This is a genomic window from Candidatus Gastranaerophilales bacterium (assembly GCA_028696075.1).
Taxonomy (GTDB): Bacteria; Cyanobacteriota; Vampirovibrionia; order Gastranaerophilales; family JAILCC01; genus JAQVHS01.
The window spans coordinates 17,939-32,138 of the sequence record JAQVHS010000008.1 but is presented as its reverse complement, the minus strand read 5'-3'; the positions used below and the strand labels follow the sequence as shown (position 1 = coordinate 32,138).

15 protein-coding genes and 1 tRNA gene are annotated in these 14,200 nt (G+C 36.0%); 8 read left to right on the top strand and 8 right to left on the bottom strand.

The window, feature by feature from the left end; translation table 11 throughout:
• Window positions 1-12 precede the first annotated feature (12 nt).
• Window positions 13-2,283 carry a glycoside hydrolase family 57 protein gene (locus PHX18_06310; protein ID MDD3594221.1) on the top strand — a complete coding sequence of 757 codons (2,271 nt, stop codon included), beginning with the start codon at window positions 13-15 and terminating at the stop codon, window positions 2,281-2,283.
• 9 nt (window positions 2,284-2,292) lie between these two features.
• Here the strand turns inward: PHX18_06310 and PHX18_06305 are convergent, their stop codons facing one another.
• Window positions 2,293-2,889, bottom strand: coding sequence for a helix-turn-helix transcriptional regulator (locus PHX18_06305; protein MDD3594220.1), 597 nt, complete (start codon window positions 2,887-2,889; stop codon window positions 2,293-2,295).
• A gap of 179 nt (window positions 2,890-3,068) precedes the next feature.
• On the opposite strand from PHX18_06305, the gene PHX18_06300 reads away from it, so the two are divergent.
• Window positions 3,069-3,224 (top strand): hypothetical protein, encoded by a 156-nt coding sequence (locus PHX18_06300; protein ID MDD3594219.1) that lies wholly within the window; start codon window positions 3,069-3,071, stop codon window positions 3,222-3,224.
• Between the two features lie 13 nt (window positions 3,225-3,237).
• On the opposite strand, the gene PHX18_06295 is transcribed toward PHX18_06300, so the two are convergent.
• From PHX18_06295 to PHX18_06285, 3 genes are all read right to left on the bottom strand, one after another.
• Window positions 3,238-4,116: a GGDEF domain-containing protein gene (locus PHX18_06295; protein ID MDD3594218.1), complete on the bottom strand. Its 879-nt coding sequence runs from the start codon at window positions 4,114-4,116 to the stop codon at window positions 3,238-3,240.
• A gap of 825 nt (window positions 4,117-4,941) precedes the next feature.
• Window positions 4,942-5,532 carry an RdgB/HAM1 family non-canonical purine NTP pyrophosphatase gene (gene rdgB, locus PHX18_06290; GenBank protein ID MDD3594217.1) on the bottom strand — a complete coding sequence of 197 codons (591 nt, stop codon included), beginning with the start codon at window positions 5,530-5,532 and terminating at the stop codon, window positions 4,942-4,944.
• Window positions 5,532-6,287: an isoprenyl transferase gene (locus PHX18_06285; protein MDD3594216.1), complete on the bottom strand. Its 756-nt coding sequence runs from the start codon at window positions 6,285-6,287 to the stop codon at window positions 5,532-5,534. The genes rdgB and PHX18_06285 overlap by 1 nt, the downstream gene beginning before the upstream one ends.
• A gap of 170 nt (window positions 6,288-6,457) precedes the next feature.
• On the opposite strand from PHX18_06285, the gene PHX18_06280 reads away from it, so the two are divergent.
• Window positions 6,458-6,531 (top strand) — tRNA-Pro (locus PHX18_06280).
• Between the two features lie 478 nt (window positions 6,532-7,009).
• On the opposite strand, the gene PHX18_06275 is transcribed toward PHX18_06280, so the two are convergent.
• The 4 genes from PHX18_06275 to rpmH all read right to left on the bottom strand — a co-directional run bounded on the left by PHX18_06275 (window position 7,010) and on the right by rpmH (window position 9,213).
• The gene (locus PHX18_06275) at window positions 7,010-8,152 is read right to left on the bottom strand and encodes a Fic family protein (GenBank protein MDD3594215.1); all 1,143 of its coding nucleotides are present in this window, start codon (window positions 8,150-8,152) and stop codon (window positions 7,010-7,012) included.
• Window positions 8,153-8,435: 283 nt separating this feature from the next.
• The gene (gene yidD / locus PHX18_06270; GenBank protein ID MDD3594214.1) at window positions 8,436-8,645 is read right to left on the bottom strand and encodes a membrane protein insertion efficiency factor YidD; all 210 of its coding nucleotides are present in this window, start codon (window positions 8,643-8,645) and stop codon (window positions 8,436-8,438) included.
• A complete protein-coding gene (rnpA, locus tag PHX18_06265; GenBank protein MDD3594213.1) occupies window positions 8,638-9,003 on the bottom strand; it encodes a ribonuclease P protein component in 366 nt (121 codons plus the stop codon). Before rnpA ends, yidD begins: the two co-directional genes overlap by 8 nt.
• A gap of 57 nt (window positions 9,004-9,060) precedes the next feature.
• Complete coding sequence (gene rpmH / locus PHX18_06260) at window positions 9,061-9,213, bottom strand: 50S ribosomal protein L34 (GenBank protein ID MDD3594212.1); 153 nt, start codon at window positions 9,211-9,213, stop codon at window positions 9,061-9,063.
• A 159-nt stretch (window positions 9,214-9,372) separates the two neighbouring features.
• Here rpmH and gdhA point away from each other — a divergent pair, with 159 nt between their 5' ends.
• The 5 genes from gdhA (at window position 9,373) to PHX18_06235 (ending at window position 14,195) form a co-directional block, all read left to right on the top strand.
• The gene (gene gdhA / locus PHX18_06255) at window positions 9,373-10,725 is read left to right on the top strand and encodes an NADP-specific glutamate dehydrogenase (protein MDD3594211.1); all 1,353 of its coding nucleotides are present in this window, start codon (window positions 9,373-9,375) and stop codon (window positions 10,723-10,725) included.
• 138 nt (window positions 10,726-10,863) lie between these two features.
• On the top strand, window positions 10,864-11,937 hold the full coding sequence (flhB, locus tag PHX18_06250) for a flagellar biosynthesis protein FlhB (protein ID MDD3594210.1): 1,074 nt from the start codon (window positions 10,864-10,866) through the stop codon (window positions 11,935-11,937).
• Between the two features lie 12 nt (window positions 11,938-11,949).
• Window positions 11,950-12,615, top strand: a complete 666-nt coding sequence (locus tag PHX18_06245) for a sigma-70 family RNA polymerase sigma factor (GenBank protein ID MDD3594209.1) — start codon at window positions 11,950-11,952, stop codon at window positions 12,613-12,615.
• Window positions 12,615-13,244 (top strand): class II aldolase/adducin family protein, encoded by a 630-nt coding sequence (locus tag PHX18_06240; GenBank protein MDD3594208.1) that lies wholly within the window; start codon window positions 12,615-12,617, stop codon window positions 13,242-13,244. The genes PHX18_06245 and PHX18_06240 overlap by 1 nt, the downstream gene beginning before the upstream one ends.
• A 78-nt stretch (window positions 13,245-13,322) precedes the next feature.
• Window positions 13,323-14,195, top strand: a complete 873-nt coding sequence (locus PHX18_06235) for a hypothetical protein (GenBank protein MDD3594207.1) — start codon at window positions 13,323-13,325, stop codon at window positions 14,193-14,195.
• Window positions 14,196-14,200: the final 5 nt, after the last annotated feature.

The window sequence follows — 14,200 nt, the reverse complement described above, 5'->3', positions numbered from 1 at the left end:
GCATAAAATCTTATGGACACTAACGGAGCAAAAGCTTATAATATGCGTATGGGTAAAAAAATATCAGTAGCAATAGTTTGGCATATGCACCAGCCGTCATATAAAGATTCTAAAACAGGGTTATATGTAATGCCCTGGGTAAGGCTGCATGCAATTAAAGATTATCTGGATATGCTTTTGCTGTTGGATGAATTTGAGAATATTAAACTTAATTTTAACCTGGTTCCTTTACTTTTGAGCCAAATAGAAGACTATGTTTATCATGAAGCTCATGATATTTTATCAAAATATACAATTTGTGATGTGGAAAAATTATCAATAGAAGAAAAAAATTATATTTTTGACCACTTTTTTGATGCGAATTATACAAATCAGATTGAGCCTAATAAACCGTTTTTAAAATTGTATAAAAAAAGATTTGTAGAAAATTGTGAAACGGAAGATTTTTCAGATGAAGAAATTTCAGACCTTCTTGCCTGGTTTAATCTTGCATGGTTTGACCCCCTTCATATTGAAAGAAATGAAGAAATCAGAAATTTATTTGAAAAAAGATACGGATATACAAAAGAAGACAGAGAAAAAATTATTGAGCTGCAAAGAGAAATTATGCGGCAAATTATCCCTTCTTATAAAAGATTATTAGATGAAGGGCGAATAGAAATATCTACAAGTCCTTATTATCATCCTATTATTCCGTTAATGATAGACTTTGAAAAAGCGAAAACTATAAATAAAGATATAATTTTGCCTGAAACCGTTTCTGCCCTAAAATCCGATGCTACAGCACAAATTAAAAGCAGCATAGAAAAAATACAAAGTACATTCGGCTGTACCCCTAAAGGGATTTGGCTGCCTGAATTATGTATAAGTCCTGCCTCGCTAAAAATATTGTCAGATTTGAATATCAAGTGGACAATCGGAGATGAGCATACGCTCGCCAAGTCTCTAAAAAAAGAATTTGTCCGCAACTACAGAGGGATTTTAGAAGACCCTTTTGACTTAAATCAATGCTACACATTTGAAAACAAGCCCAACAATATTAAAATTTTATTCAGAAATGCCGCCCTGTCCAGCCTTATAAACTTTGAATATTCCAACTTTGACAGCCTGGTTGCCGCAAACGACCTTTATGAAAGAATTAAAACTTCTCAGGATAAGCTGGAAGCATCACCGCTTGATAACCATATTTTAACAATAGCGCTCGACGGTGAAAATTGCTGGGAAAATTATTCTAAAGACGGTATTGATTTTTTAAGAGCTTTTTATACATTGCTTGATAAAGATGAAACGATAAATGTTACGACCATAAGCGATTACATAGATAATCTTAAAATTTCCAAGCCTATTAAAAAAATCGTTCCGGGTTCATGGATAAATAATGCTTTCGACATGTGGATAGGTGATTCCATCAAGAATTTGGCCTGGGATTATCTAAATAAAACTAAACATGATTTTATGATAGCAGTAAAAAATGAAAATTATGATAATGAAGCAATTCAAAAAGCACATAAAGAACTCTTGGTAGCGCAAAGCAGTGACTGGTTTTGGTGGTACGGAGAACCAAATAACAGCGGGCGTGATGAAATTTTTGACAGTCTGTTTCGCAACCATCTTATCAGCGTCTATAATTACCTGAATTTGCCCGCACCGCCATATCTGAATATTGCACTGGATAACTTTGTCGGGAAACCTTCCAAACATCCAAAAAGACTTATTTCACCCATGATAACAGGCACTTATACCTCATCACCCGAATGGAATCAGGCAGGCTGTATAGAAATTCCGCAAGGTCCTACTTTTGCCAATAAAATGATAGATAAAATATTCTTCGGAAATGATGAAACCAACATTTATGTCAGGTTTGATTTTAATAAATTTTATTTTGAAGAAAATACCAATGATATTTATCCGAATGAACTGTTTATTTATATGGCTAAGCGTGATGCGATGAACTATTCCAGTATAAGGCTGAGAAATAAAAATGAAAATATTCCTCAAATTTTGAAGTACGTTTATACTCATGAAATTCAAGTGCCTGTGAATAAAAACCGGATTTTGCCCGTAATATTTACGGAAGCTTTGGAAAATTCTATGTGGAAAGTAAATCTGATGCATAATATTAACTACTTCTATAATGAAACTTTGGAAATGCAAATACCTTTTGACGATTTGAAATTAAACCCGCAGGAAGGTATTTATATGATATTTATTGTTTGTAAATCAAACATTATTAATCAGGTATTACCCTTAGACAACGCTATTTATATAGAAAGACCGGTTTAATTTAATTTTTTATTCCAAAGCATCTACAGCAAGTTTGATTATTCTTAATTTTTCTTTATCATTTTGAATTTTTGCCAATTTAGCAATAATTTGTTTACACATTTCATCAACGGACTCATCTTCTTGGAAAGAGTCTACACTACCATCGGCATAAAATATTTTAGACCCGATTTTGCCGGTTCCTTCATAATAATCTATTTTAATATTTTTACTCAAAGCCATGGCATGTTTTTGAGTTTCTTCCTCATTGCTGAATTTCTTTGTGGCTTTTTTAATTTTATTGTAGCTTTCATCGCTCATACCTTCGAAATTCTCATAAACGATTTTATTATTATTTTGAGCTACAAAAATCCCTATATCGTCAGTACCTGTTTTTTCAACTGCGATATAGTTATTTAACATATCACCATAACCGTTAATCAGCCAATTCAAATTAACATTGTATTGTAAACCGATTTTTGATAATGTTTCAAAACCGGGCTTTACCACGTTCGTTTCATATTTACTTATGGCAGTGAGTTTGACTCCAATTTCTCCGGCCATATCATCTTGTTTAAGATGTAAAGCACCTCTTAATATTTTCAATCTGTCCTTAAATTCAGTCATAGCATTTCCTAAACAAAAAATTAGCAAAATATGGATAAAATCGCTTGACAAATTATCAATTTATGGTTAAAATTGTTCTAGAGTATTTTGTCGCAGTCCATAATTTCATATTATACTACAACTAAAATTTTTTAGTTGTATTTTCTTGCGGAAATAATTAGGCTTCCAGGAAACCATGAATGCAAAGAGATGAATTATTAAAATTATTGACAGAGATGGAAAATATTGTAGATACAATGCAAAATAATGTTGAAAATAAACCCGCAATAAATTTTTTCGCACAAAAACTGACTGTTTTAAACAACACCATTTTAAGTAAAATTATAAAAAATTAATATCTATATTTCCTTACATTTCAATATTAACTTGTGAAAATTGTACGATTTTATTTTTTCCGCGGTGCTTCGCATTATAAAGCGCATGTTCGGAATATCTGATTAAAGTGTTCGCATTTTCTTCGACATTCTCCAGGAATGGATAACTGGAAACCCCGCCTGAAAGAGTAATCGGATGGGCTTCCTCTTCGCCTTCCGGAATAAATTCAAATTTAGCAACATCTCTTCTTAAACGTTCCGCGAATAAATAAGCATTTTCCTCATCAGTGTTAGGCAAAAGAACCAAAAATTCTTCATCGCCGTAACGTGTCAAAACATCTTCTTTTCTGACGTGCTGGGCAATAATTTCAGAGAGTTTTTTCAACAGGACATCGCCGCAGTCGTACCCGTACATATCATTAATGACTTTAAAATAATCTATATCAAGAAGCAGGCATGAGAGCGATAACTTATAGCGTTTTGCACGGGAAAGCTCGGCTTCAAGCCTTTCATGCAGATATTTTCTGTTGTATAACCCTGTAAGTTCATCGGTGGTGGAAACTATAGAAATTTTGTCTTTTAATTCTTTAATCTTCAAAAGGTTATGAATTCTGACATTAATCTCAAATTTATCAACAGGAGTTGAAATATAATCATAAGATTCAGCCCTTATTGAAGTTATTTCAGGCAATTTAGACGAAACTATCAACACCGGAGCGGTAAATTTATTAGTCATAACTACATTTTTCACTTCTTCTTCAGAAAATTCAAGCACTATTAAACCGGGGTTTAACGTTTCATGTTCTTTAATTTCCGATATATTTTTTGTTCTGACGCTGTAATCAATATTTTGGGCTAATAAATCTTCTATAGTTGAAGCAGAGCCATTAGTATAAATGATTATATTACTCATAATTCCACCATGTTATATAACTTAACATTCCTATTTTAGCAGATTTTTCAAAAAAGTACACAAAGCAATAAAAAAGTGAACGTAAAATAACCAAAAATATTAAGTACAATACACATGCAATGTTTATATTTACGCTTATTTGAAATCAATCCAAAATTTGAGCAGGATGTTTAGCGTTTGTAGGTTTTCCCAACACCCGTACAAGCTCTAAAACAGTTGATTTCATCTGGCAACGCTGGGGACTGTCTTTAAAAAAGTCATTATAAAAACAGCCGCTGCATACACACCCTCTTGAATAACAATCCATAGCTATACTAGTCCATCTACGAACCGAAGCATTTCTCCCAAAATCCCTCAATCTAATCACCGGTTACATTCCTCCAAATCCCATTTTGAGACCAAATCTATCAACAACCCTTTTTTAGCGAAAAGCTTACACGATTTCCTCTGAAAATTTCCACGTTTAACTGAACCCTGAGAGGGTTTCAGCTTTCTATGAAAAAATCATTTATATAACTACCATTATTTACATTGTTTTTTGCGGACGCTTTTAACAACTAAAAAGTAGAATTAAAATCGTGCAGTTTTGATTTATTTTCTTCAATATAAAGATTATATCCGTACAGAAAAATTTTGCAAGCAAAACCCTTGCTATTATTACATTTCTAAACAATTGCCCGAACATGAAACCATGAGCGTTTTTTGGCTGTACCCTTATGCCTGTTTGTTTACAGCAACATGGGTTTTCATGATTTCAATCCCCAAAAGGCATGCCAGGCATGTATTTCAGACCTCTCAGAAACCATTGATTTTAGTGCTTTTTTGTTAATTTTTGTTATTTTTTATAAAATTTATAAAATTATTTAAAGCAATCGCACGATGACTTATCCTATTTTTTACATCGATGTCAAGTTCCGCAAAAGTTTTATCATACTCCTTGACATAAAAAACAGGGTCATAGCCAAATCCGTGCGTACCATGAAGCTCTTTGATAATATAGCCGCTGCAACTGCCTTCGGTTGAAAACAGCTCCTCACCTGCAGGCGTAACAAGCGAAATTGCGCAGTTAAAGCACGCCTTACGGTCTTTTTCGTCGGTAAAATCCTTTAGCGCATTTAATAATTTAGCAATTTTTTCATCTCTTGTAGGCGCATATCTTGCGCTCTGAATACCCGGCAAACCGCCCAAAGCTTCCACACAAAGCCCTGAATCATCCGCAAAAGCAGGCGCTCCCATAATTTTGGCAGCTTCAAAAGCCTTTATATAGGCATTTTCGAGAAAGTTTTTGCCGTTTTCATCAGGGTCAAACGGTTGTGTCACAGGGATGATTTCAACATTTTGTTTTTCATAATCAAATTTTGATTGCACTTCGTAGATTTTATGCTCGTTAGAAGTAGCAAATACAAGACTTCTCATTAATCTTTCCCAAATCTTCTATGGCGCAAAGCAAACGCCTGTATGGCTTCTGCCATATCATCCTTGTCAAAATCAGGCCAAAGCGTCTGTGTAACAAAAAATTCACTATAAGCTACCTGCCACAATAAATAGTTGCTTATGCGCATTTCGCCGCCCGTCCTTATTAACAAATCAGGGTCTTTAATCCCTTTTGTATAAAGGTTATCAGAGATTGTCTGCTCGGTTATATCATCGGGCATAAGTTTGCCTGTTTTTATCTGCTGCGCAATAGCGGTAACGGCATTTTTCAGTTCATCTCTTGAGCCGTAGTTAATGGCTATTTGCAAGGTAATACCCGTATTATTCCGTGTCCTTGCCATTGCATCGTCTAAAATGTTTCTTAATTTGTCTGAAAAACGTGTTAAATCGCCGATAAAGCTTATTTTAACATTTTCTTCGTACAATTCTGAAAGTTCATGCCTTACTGTTCGGGCAAGCAATTCCATTAAAAAATCCACTTCTTCTTGTTGTCTGCCCCAATTTTCGGTAGAAAAAGCGTAAACGGTAATATTTTTTATGCCTAGGGTATGAGAAAACCTTACCAAACGCTTGAGTGCCTTCACTCCTTCGCTGTGTCCGGCGGCTGTGGGCAAAAAGCGTTTTTTCGCCCAACGGCGGTTACCGTCCATAATTACAGCAATATGTTCAAGTCCGCTGCTTTCGACCAATTCTTTTAATTGTAAGTTATTATCAGTTTTTGTACCTAATACTGTCATAATAAAGAAATCATATAATAAGAAATAAATATTTTCAAATTTATTGTTTTGTTGTTATAATAGCTGTACTTTAGTTACTGAAAATGTAGTGATAAGATTGAAGTATTGAGAAGCTAAGCTTTTAGCCATCCCTCTCAGCTTCTTTCCTTCTCAACTTCTTAGCTTCTTAACGGGACGTAGCGCAGCTTGGTAGCGCACTACCTTGGGGTGGTAGGGGTCGCAGGTTCAAATCCTGTCGTTCCGAAATTTTAAAAAGAGTCTTCGAAAGAAGGCTCTTTTTTGTAAAACAGGATTTGAACCTATATGCAGACAAGCTGCTATTCCCTCTCAGGTTCGGGAAGCCTGTCGTTCCGATTCTTTAAAAGAGTCTTCGAAAGAAGGCTCTTTTTTGTAAAACAGGATTTGAACCTATATGCAGACAAGCTGCTATTCCCTCTCAGGTTCGGGAAGCCTGTCGTTCCGATTCTTTAAAAGAGTCTTCGAAAGAAGGCTCTTTTTTGTAAAACAGGATTTGAACCTATATGCAGACAAGCTGCTATTCCCTCCCAGGGTCGGGAAGCCTGTCGTTAGTCAAAATATTAATTCAGCCGAACAGGCTATAAGAACAATCAATTCACATGAAGAAAACGACATAAATAAAATTAACTTAGATATAGAAATAACTAACTTAAAAGAATTGGTGCAAAGTTTGACCTAAAGTAAAACGGTTGATTTATATAGGTCTACGTTCCTTCTCGCAAAATATCAAGATATTCTTTGTAAGCAAAAGTTCTGTTACGGCTTTGGGTGGATGTTTGCTCTAAGACGCCTAAATCACACAACCGTTTCACCGCATTTGATATGGTATTAAAAGCTATACCTAAGTCATTAGCAGTCTTTTGTATATCGATAATGGGGTTTGTTTCCAGATAAGTAAACAACTGCATCGTCGTTTTAGCACTGCGCCCCATCCTTTCAATAGCCATGCAATTCTTATCATGCAAGGCATTCAGCTTGTCAATCGCTTCTGTAGCGTCCTTAGCAGACTCATAGACTGCTTGCAGAAAGAATTTAACCCATTGTTCATAATTGCCTTTAGTTCTGACTTCCGTCATGCAATCATAATATTCAATACGATTCTTTTTTAAGAAGTATGAAATATACAGTGCAGGCGTGGTTAATATTTTTTGTTCCATAAAAAACAATGTAATCAACAAGCGTCCAATTCTGCCGTTACCGTCAAGGAAAGGGTGAATCGTTTCAAACTGATAATGTATAAGAGCGGCACGAATAAGAACATCAAACTCATCGTCAGCATTTATATACTTCTCCAGGTCAGACATAGCCTGAATCATATCTTCCGGTGATGGTGGAATAAAGCTGGATTTTTTTAAAGTGCTGCCTGCCGAACCTATCCAGTTTTGTGAATGACGAAATTCGCCGGGATTCTTTTCTTGTCCACGGACACCTGACATTAAAACTTCATGAGCTTCTTTAATTAAACGATTACAAAGCGGCAGCTCTTTTAATCTGTCCACCGCAAAATCAGTCGCCTTAATGTAATTAATAACGTCACTCACAGGTCGGTTAGTGTTTTTTTCAAGCATAGGGTCTAAGACATCTTCAAGAGTTGCCTGAGTGCCTTCAATCTGTGAGGACATTAACGCTTCTTTTCGTACATACATAGATACAAAAAGGTTCACATTTGGTATGCGTTGGGCAAGCCCTTCAAGTAAAGCTATTTGCTTGTTTGCGTTAACAAGTAGTTCTATTGTTATATTATCCAATTCAATTGCAGGATTAGGTGGCAGGGGCGCCGGCATAAAGGATTTATAAGCTGCTTCAGCAGATAAGTTTGTTTTATATGCTCCTGCTCTTTTATTCACCGCTACTCCTATATTGGTCGTTGGGGTAGAAATCCCAACCTGCTGAAATAATATATTTATTATAACATACTTATTTCAATTTCACAATTGAATTTGAAATAAGGGTACAAAAATTGTTGCATTATTTCAAATTCATAATTAACTTTAACTTTTGAAACTTAACTATACAAATAATTGTATTAGCCTAAAAGCCTTGCGATTGGCTAATTTTGATAGCTTGTGATAAAATTCGATAATATCAAAACGTGACGCAGCCCGTATGAAGACAAGCAGAATACTTACACTACGGCACAGGGTCATAACCGCCGGAGTGAAAAGGATGGCATTTGCAAATGCGCTTTATACCAAGCCAACCGCCTTTAAAAATACCGTATTTAACTATCGCCTCTTTTGTATACTGCGAACATGTCGGGTAAAAGCGGCAGTTTTTCGGTGTAAAACGTGATATTTTCTGATAAATTTCAATAAGAAACAACAAAAATGACTTAATCATATTTTTTTAATGCCTTTTTTATACATTCTAGCATTGAATTTTTGATTTGAAAAAAATCGGCATTTAAACATTCTTTTTTTGCCATAAAAATCATGGTCTTCCATCTTTGAAAATCAAAGTTTTCATCCTGCAAAAAACTCCTGTAAGCTTCTCTCATTCTGCGTTTAATGAGATTTCTTTTTGAAGCGCGCTTATCAATTTTTTTAGAAACCACAAAAGCAACTCTTGTCGTATATGCTTCATCGGGTTTAGCTTTGCCGATATTGAGCGAACAAAGCCCTGAATGAGTATATTGCTTTTGAAGGTAGGTTATGCGGAATTCAAAATTTTTTTTCAGCCTGTATTTTTTTGCTAACATTATTCCCTCAAAAATTAAATTGGAATTTAAAAAACCCTGAGAAATCAGGGTTTTTAACTAAGCTCTTTCTTTAGCTGTAATAGCTATTTTATGGCGGCCTTTTGCTCTGCGTCTGTTAAGAACTTCCTGTCCGCCCGGGGTTTCCATTCTTGCCCTGAAACCGCTGGTTTTTTGTCTTTTTCTCTTTGTTCCTTCTAACGTGCGTTTCATTTTATTGCTCCAAATTAATTAGTTGCGTCCTGAGAACTCATGGTATTAAAGATATACTTATAAGTCAAGGCGTATTTTAAAAAAGTAATTATTTTTCTGTGTTTAAAATAAAAATTTTATGTTATTATTAGCCTGAACCATTCAAAAGGGCAGAAAAATATGGAAGTATATTTATCACAAGTTTTGGAAAATGTTTATCAGAAGAACGAACATGAACCTGAATTTATCCAAGCTGTGGAAGAAGTTTTAACAACGTTGAAACCAATAATAAATGCTCACCCCGAGTATAAACAAACAGCATTGCTTGAGCGCATTACAGAGCCGGAGCGGACTATTTCTTTTATGGTGCCATGGGTTGATGATAACGGGCAAGTGATTGTAAACAGAGGATACAGAGTACAATTTAACGGTGCATTGGGTCCTTATAAAGGCGGTTTGAGATTTCATCCGTCAGTAAATCAAAGTATTATGAAGTTTTTGGGATTTGAACAGATTTTTAAAAATTCACTTACCGGTCTGCCTATCGGCGGAGGTAAAGGTGGCAGTGATTTCGACCCAAAAGGCAAGTCAGACAATGAAATTATGCGTTTTTGCCAAAGTTTTATGACAGAACTGCAGCACCATATAGGACACAACTTAGACGTTCCGGCAGGTGATATAGGCGTCGGCAGCAGAGAAATAGGATTTTTATTCGGTCAATACAGAAGGATTAAAAACCAATATGAAGCAGGCGTTTTAACAGGAAAAGGTCTGTCCTACGGCGGTTCTTTGGTCAGAACCGAGGCTACGGGATATGGTTTGATTTATTTTATGCGCGAAATGCTAAAAGCTAACGGCAAAAGCCTTGAAGGAAAAACCATTGTAATCTCGGGCAGCGGCAATGTTGCAATATACGCTTGCGAAAAAGCGCGGCAATATGGTGCAAAAGTTGTTGCAATGAGCGATTCTAACGGCTGTATTTACGATAAAGAAGGCATTCAATTAAAAACCGTAAAAGAAATAAAAGAAATAAAAAGAGGAAGAATTAAAGAGTATCTTAATTTTCATCCGTCAGCGCAATATATGGAAAATGCAAAACAATGCCCTCAGGCAATTTTTGATATAAAAGCTGATATTGTACTTCCATGTGCAACCCAGAACGACATTAACCTTGAAACGGCTCAAAAGCTTGTTAAAAACGGTACATTTGCAATAGGAGAAGGTGCCAATATGCCTTGTACAAATGAAGCTATCACCTATATGCTGTCAAAAGATATCTTGATAGGACCTGCTAAAGCTGCTAATGCCGGAGGGGTCGCTGTATCTGCTCTTGAAATGTCGCAAAACAGTATCAGGGTGTGCTGGCCGTTTGAAGAAGTCGATAAAAAACTTGATTATATAATGACAAGGATTTTTTGCGAATGCTCCCATTCTGCTAAAGAGTACGGCATTGCCAAAAATTACGTTGCAGGCGCAAATATAGCGGCATTTAAAAAACTGGCTGCCGCAATGCAGGCTCAAGGTGTTATTTAGAAGACAAAAATGCAGCCGCTCAGCTGTTAAGCTCTTCGCCTCTTAAACTTAAAAACCCGCCCTGACATATCGCGCCCAATTTGTCTTATATCAAATTTGAATTATAATAATAAAAGAAGGAATAGTTAGGCCGACAATATGGGTGATGAAGACAAACAGTTTGAGGCAACCCCTCAAAAGCTTCAGCGGGCAAAAAAAGAAGGTCAGGTTGTAAAGAGCAAAGACTTTTCTATGGCGGTTGCTATGCTTGTGATGTTCAGCGTGGTTTATGCGCTTGCGCCATTTACCTGGCATCAGATTTCAAAGCTTTTTGTGCTTCTATACGAACAAATTCCCAATGCAACTGTTGAAAATATAGGTTCAACCTACATATTGACTACTGTGATAACAACTACATTTTTGATTTTGGGACCTATCCTGATTATGGCGTTTTTAATGGGAATTTTGGGCGATTTAATCCAAATCGGTCCTATTTTTACAACTAAACCGCTGGAACCAAAGTTTGATAAATTAAACCCTACCAAGTATTTTAAAAACCTTTTTTCGGTAAAAACAGCATTTGAGCTGGTAAAGAATATTTTTAAAGTTATTATTTTGGGTTATGTCGGCTGGAGTGTTTACAAGGAGCATTTTCCCACAATTTTGAGCCTTGTTGCAATAGATAATCGATTTGCTATTCTGTTTGAATTCGGAAAATTAATAATGGACTTTATAGTCAAGGCATGTATAATTTTCCTTGCAATTTCAGCGGCAGATTATATGGTAGTGCGCATGAAGTTCTTAAAGGACCAAAAGATGTCTTTTAAAGAAATAAAAGATGAGTATAAAAACTCGGAAGGCGACCCCCATGTTAAAGCAGCACTGAGGCAGCGCCGCCAGCAAATGATGCAAAGAAGCATGATGGATTCTGTTTCTACCGCCGATTTTGTAGTTACAAACCCGACTCATGTCGCTGTTGCGCTTAAATATGAGGCGGAAGAAATGCAAGCCCCGAAATTAATAGCAAAGGGTACAGAGCTTATAGCTAAAAGAATTATTGAAATTGCAAAAGAACATAATATCCCCGTAATAGAGAACCCGCCCGTTGCCAGAGCGGTTTTCAGGGTAGTTGAACTTAACCGTGAAATCCCGCCGGAACTCTATAAAGCTATAGCAGAAATACTATTATTTGTTTATAATTTGCGTAAAACGAAAAAAATAGATAAAATGTAATAGTGGAGTAAAATGACAAATCAGACAGTGAGCAAAATTGACATAAAAAGCTATATAGAACTTATTGAAAAAGTTGCCAAAGTCGAGCATAGGCGCATTCCGTCGCACATGGTCGATCTGGAGGAGTTGATAAGTATCGGTATTATAGGTATACAAGCTCTCATAAAGAATAAAACAGAAGAGCAGTTAAAAAAATATAATATTTCTTACATGGCGACCGCTGTGAGGTGGGCAATAAGAAATGAGCTGAGAAACAGGTATAAATGGTATTCTTTCAAACAAACCAAAACAAATGAAGATACAGAAACACAAGACGGAGTAGATGTAGCGCCCGAAAAAGTCAGAGAAGCTATCTACGAAACCATTTTATCCATAGACAGTATTGCCGCGGACTCATCTGATAACGATTCTCCGTTTGACTTCTTAAAAGACAGCGGAGCCCAGCCCGATGAACAATATGAACTCACAGAATTAAGCCGTTTGATAAAAGAAGCCATCGCCAAACTACCCCAAAAAGACAGAACCATCGTAGAATACAGATTTTACAGAAATATGCAGGTCAAAGAAATAGCCACTGTTGTAGGCTTATCATCCTCACGTGTAACAAGAATTGTACAAGCCGCTCTCAATAATGTAAGAGAATATTTGCAATCTAAGGATTTTGAAAGTTATTTATAATGAAGAACTATGATGATTTAGTCAGAATTTGTAAAAAGGTTTATAATCGGGGTTTTTCTCCCGGTTATTCAAGCAATATAAGTATACGCAAATCATCTCATTTTGTAATTACTCCGTCGGGATTTTCGCTTGAAACAGTAGAAAAAGATGATTTAATAGAACTTGATTTTGAAGCGCAGCAGCTTGCGGGCAAAACCAGAGCTTCTTCCGAAAAACTCATGCATTTGCATATTTATAAAAAAAGACCGGATGTAAATGCTATTATTCACTGCCATGCTCCTAAAATTTCAGCATTTGCCGTAGCCGGCAATGCTTTTGAAGGCGGATTTATATTAGCGGAAGTTCCCTATCTTTTCGGCAGCGAAATACCTTTAGTAGATTATCTTATGCCTTCATCCATAGAATTAGCCGAAGCTGCAAGCAATGCTCTCAAGCATTCTGATGCCGCTATTTTGAAAAACCATGGGGTAATAGTTGCAGGCAAGACTTTAGACGATGCTTTTTATAAACTGGATACTATAGAATATGTTGCTCAGGTTTATCTGGATGCTAAACAACTGGGGAATATGACTTTTTTAGCAAAAGAAGAAACAGACAAATTGCTTGAGTTGAGAAATAAGGCTCATTAACTGCCCGGGTTGCTGATGATATTCGCGCGAAAAATTTTATTATTAACTTTAGAGTGAAAAAATATCACAAGGTGGAACATGCAAAGAATAATTTTATCCATATTGTTTTTTATATTTTTGGTTGCACAAAATGCCTTTGCGATGAGTTCAGACGATTATTTAAATAATGTGGAACATGAGCTTTTCGCAATAACCTATTCATCACAAAATACAAGCAAGCGGTTAGACAGAATAGAAACCGAAATTTTTAATAAAATATCTACAGATACGCAAGAAAACAGAATAAAGCAGCTTTATAAAGTTTATGCTCCTTCAACATTTGAAAAGCCGGCTATTACCGCCTCCAAACCCGCTGAACGCCCAAAAACAATAACCCAAACAGCCCCCAAAACAACTGTTAACCCTGCTCAACCGGCTGATTATAACAACTATCCAATTGTATCTGAAATGGAAAAAAATATTTTCAGCAAAGATTATAACGGGGAAGATATTTATGGCAGATTAAGCAGGCTTGAGCAAAAGATTTTTAATCAGACTTATGATTCAACAGCGCTTTCAGACAGAGTTGACAATCTGAAAACCAAAGCCATGCCGGATAAAACTACCGCTCTGGCAAATAATAGTGATGAAGTTGAGTTGGATTTTAACAATATATTTGCTTATAACAGTTCAAATGGTAATATCGAGCAAATCCTTTCAGAGCTTGAGTATGGAACTTTTAAGAAGGATTATGGCAGTGATAACGATGAAGCAAGGATTGCAAGGCTTGAAACACACTACTTTGGCACAACCTCTCCCGAGGATATAATGGGCGACAGAATAAACAGGGTAGCGTCAGTGGTAGTTGCCAACACAACAGGGCAAGAATTTATGCCGCCAAGCTCAAAAGGAGCAACATGGGGCATAATTTTGCTTAATGTGCTTCTGATAGCGCTTAGCGTATTATTATAAGTGCT

Coding starts and splice junctions, on each gene's coding strand:
- PHX18_06310 (MDD3594221.1), top strand. CDS start 13: ATGGACACTAACGGAGCAAAAGCTTATAATATGCGTATGGGTAAAAAA.
- PHX18_06305 (MDD3594220.1), bottom strand. CDS start 2,889: ATGACTGAATTTAAGGACAGATTGAAAATATTAAGAGGTGCTTTACAT.
- PHX18_06300 (MDD3594219.1), top strand. CDS start 3,069: ATGCAAAGAGATGAATTATTAAAATTATTGACAGAGATGGAAAATATT.
- PHX18_06295 (MDD3594218.1), bottom strand. CDS start 4,116: ATGAGTAATATAATCATTTATACTAATGGCTCTGCTTCAACTATAGAA.
- rdgB (MDD3594217.1), bottom strand. CDS start 5,532: ATGAGAAGTCTTGTATTTGCTACTTCTAACGAGCATAAAATCTACGAA.
- PHX18_06285 (MDD3594216.1), bottom strand. CDS start 6,287: ATGACAGTATTAGGTACAAAAACTGATAATAACTTACAATTAAAAGAA.
- yidD (MDD3594214.1), bottom strand. CDS start 8,645: ATGATTAAGTCATTTTTGTTGTTTCTTATTGAAATTTATCAGAAAATA.
- rnpA (MDD3594213.1), bottom strand. CDS start 9,003: ATGTTAGCAAAAAAATACAGGCTGAAAAAAAATTTTGAATTCCGCATA.
- rpmH (MDD3594212.1), bottom strand. CDS start 9,213: ATGAAACGCACGTTAGAAGGAACAAAGAGAAAAAGACAAAAAACCAGC.
- gdhA (MDD3594211.1), top strand. CDS start 9,373: ATGGAAGTATATTTATCACAAGTTTTGGAAAATGTTTATCAGAAGAAC.
- flhB (MDD3594210.1), top strand. CDS start 10,864: ATGGGTGATGAAGACAAACAGTTTGAGGCAACCCCTCAAAAGCTTCAG.
- PHX18_06245 (MDD3594209.1), top strand. CDS start 11,950: ATGACAAATCAGACAGTGAGCAAAATTGACATAAAAAGCTATATAGAA.
- PHX18_06240 (MDD3594208.1), top strand. CDS start 12,615: ATGAAGAACTATGATGATTTAGTCAGAATTTGTAAAAAGGTTTATAAT.
- PHX18_06235 (MDD3594207.1), top strand. CDS start 13,323: ATGCAAAGAATAATTTTATCCATATTGTTTTTTATATTTTTGGTTGCA.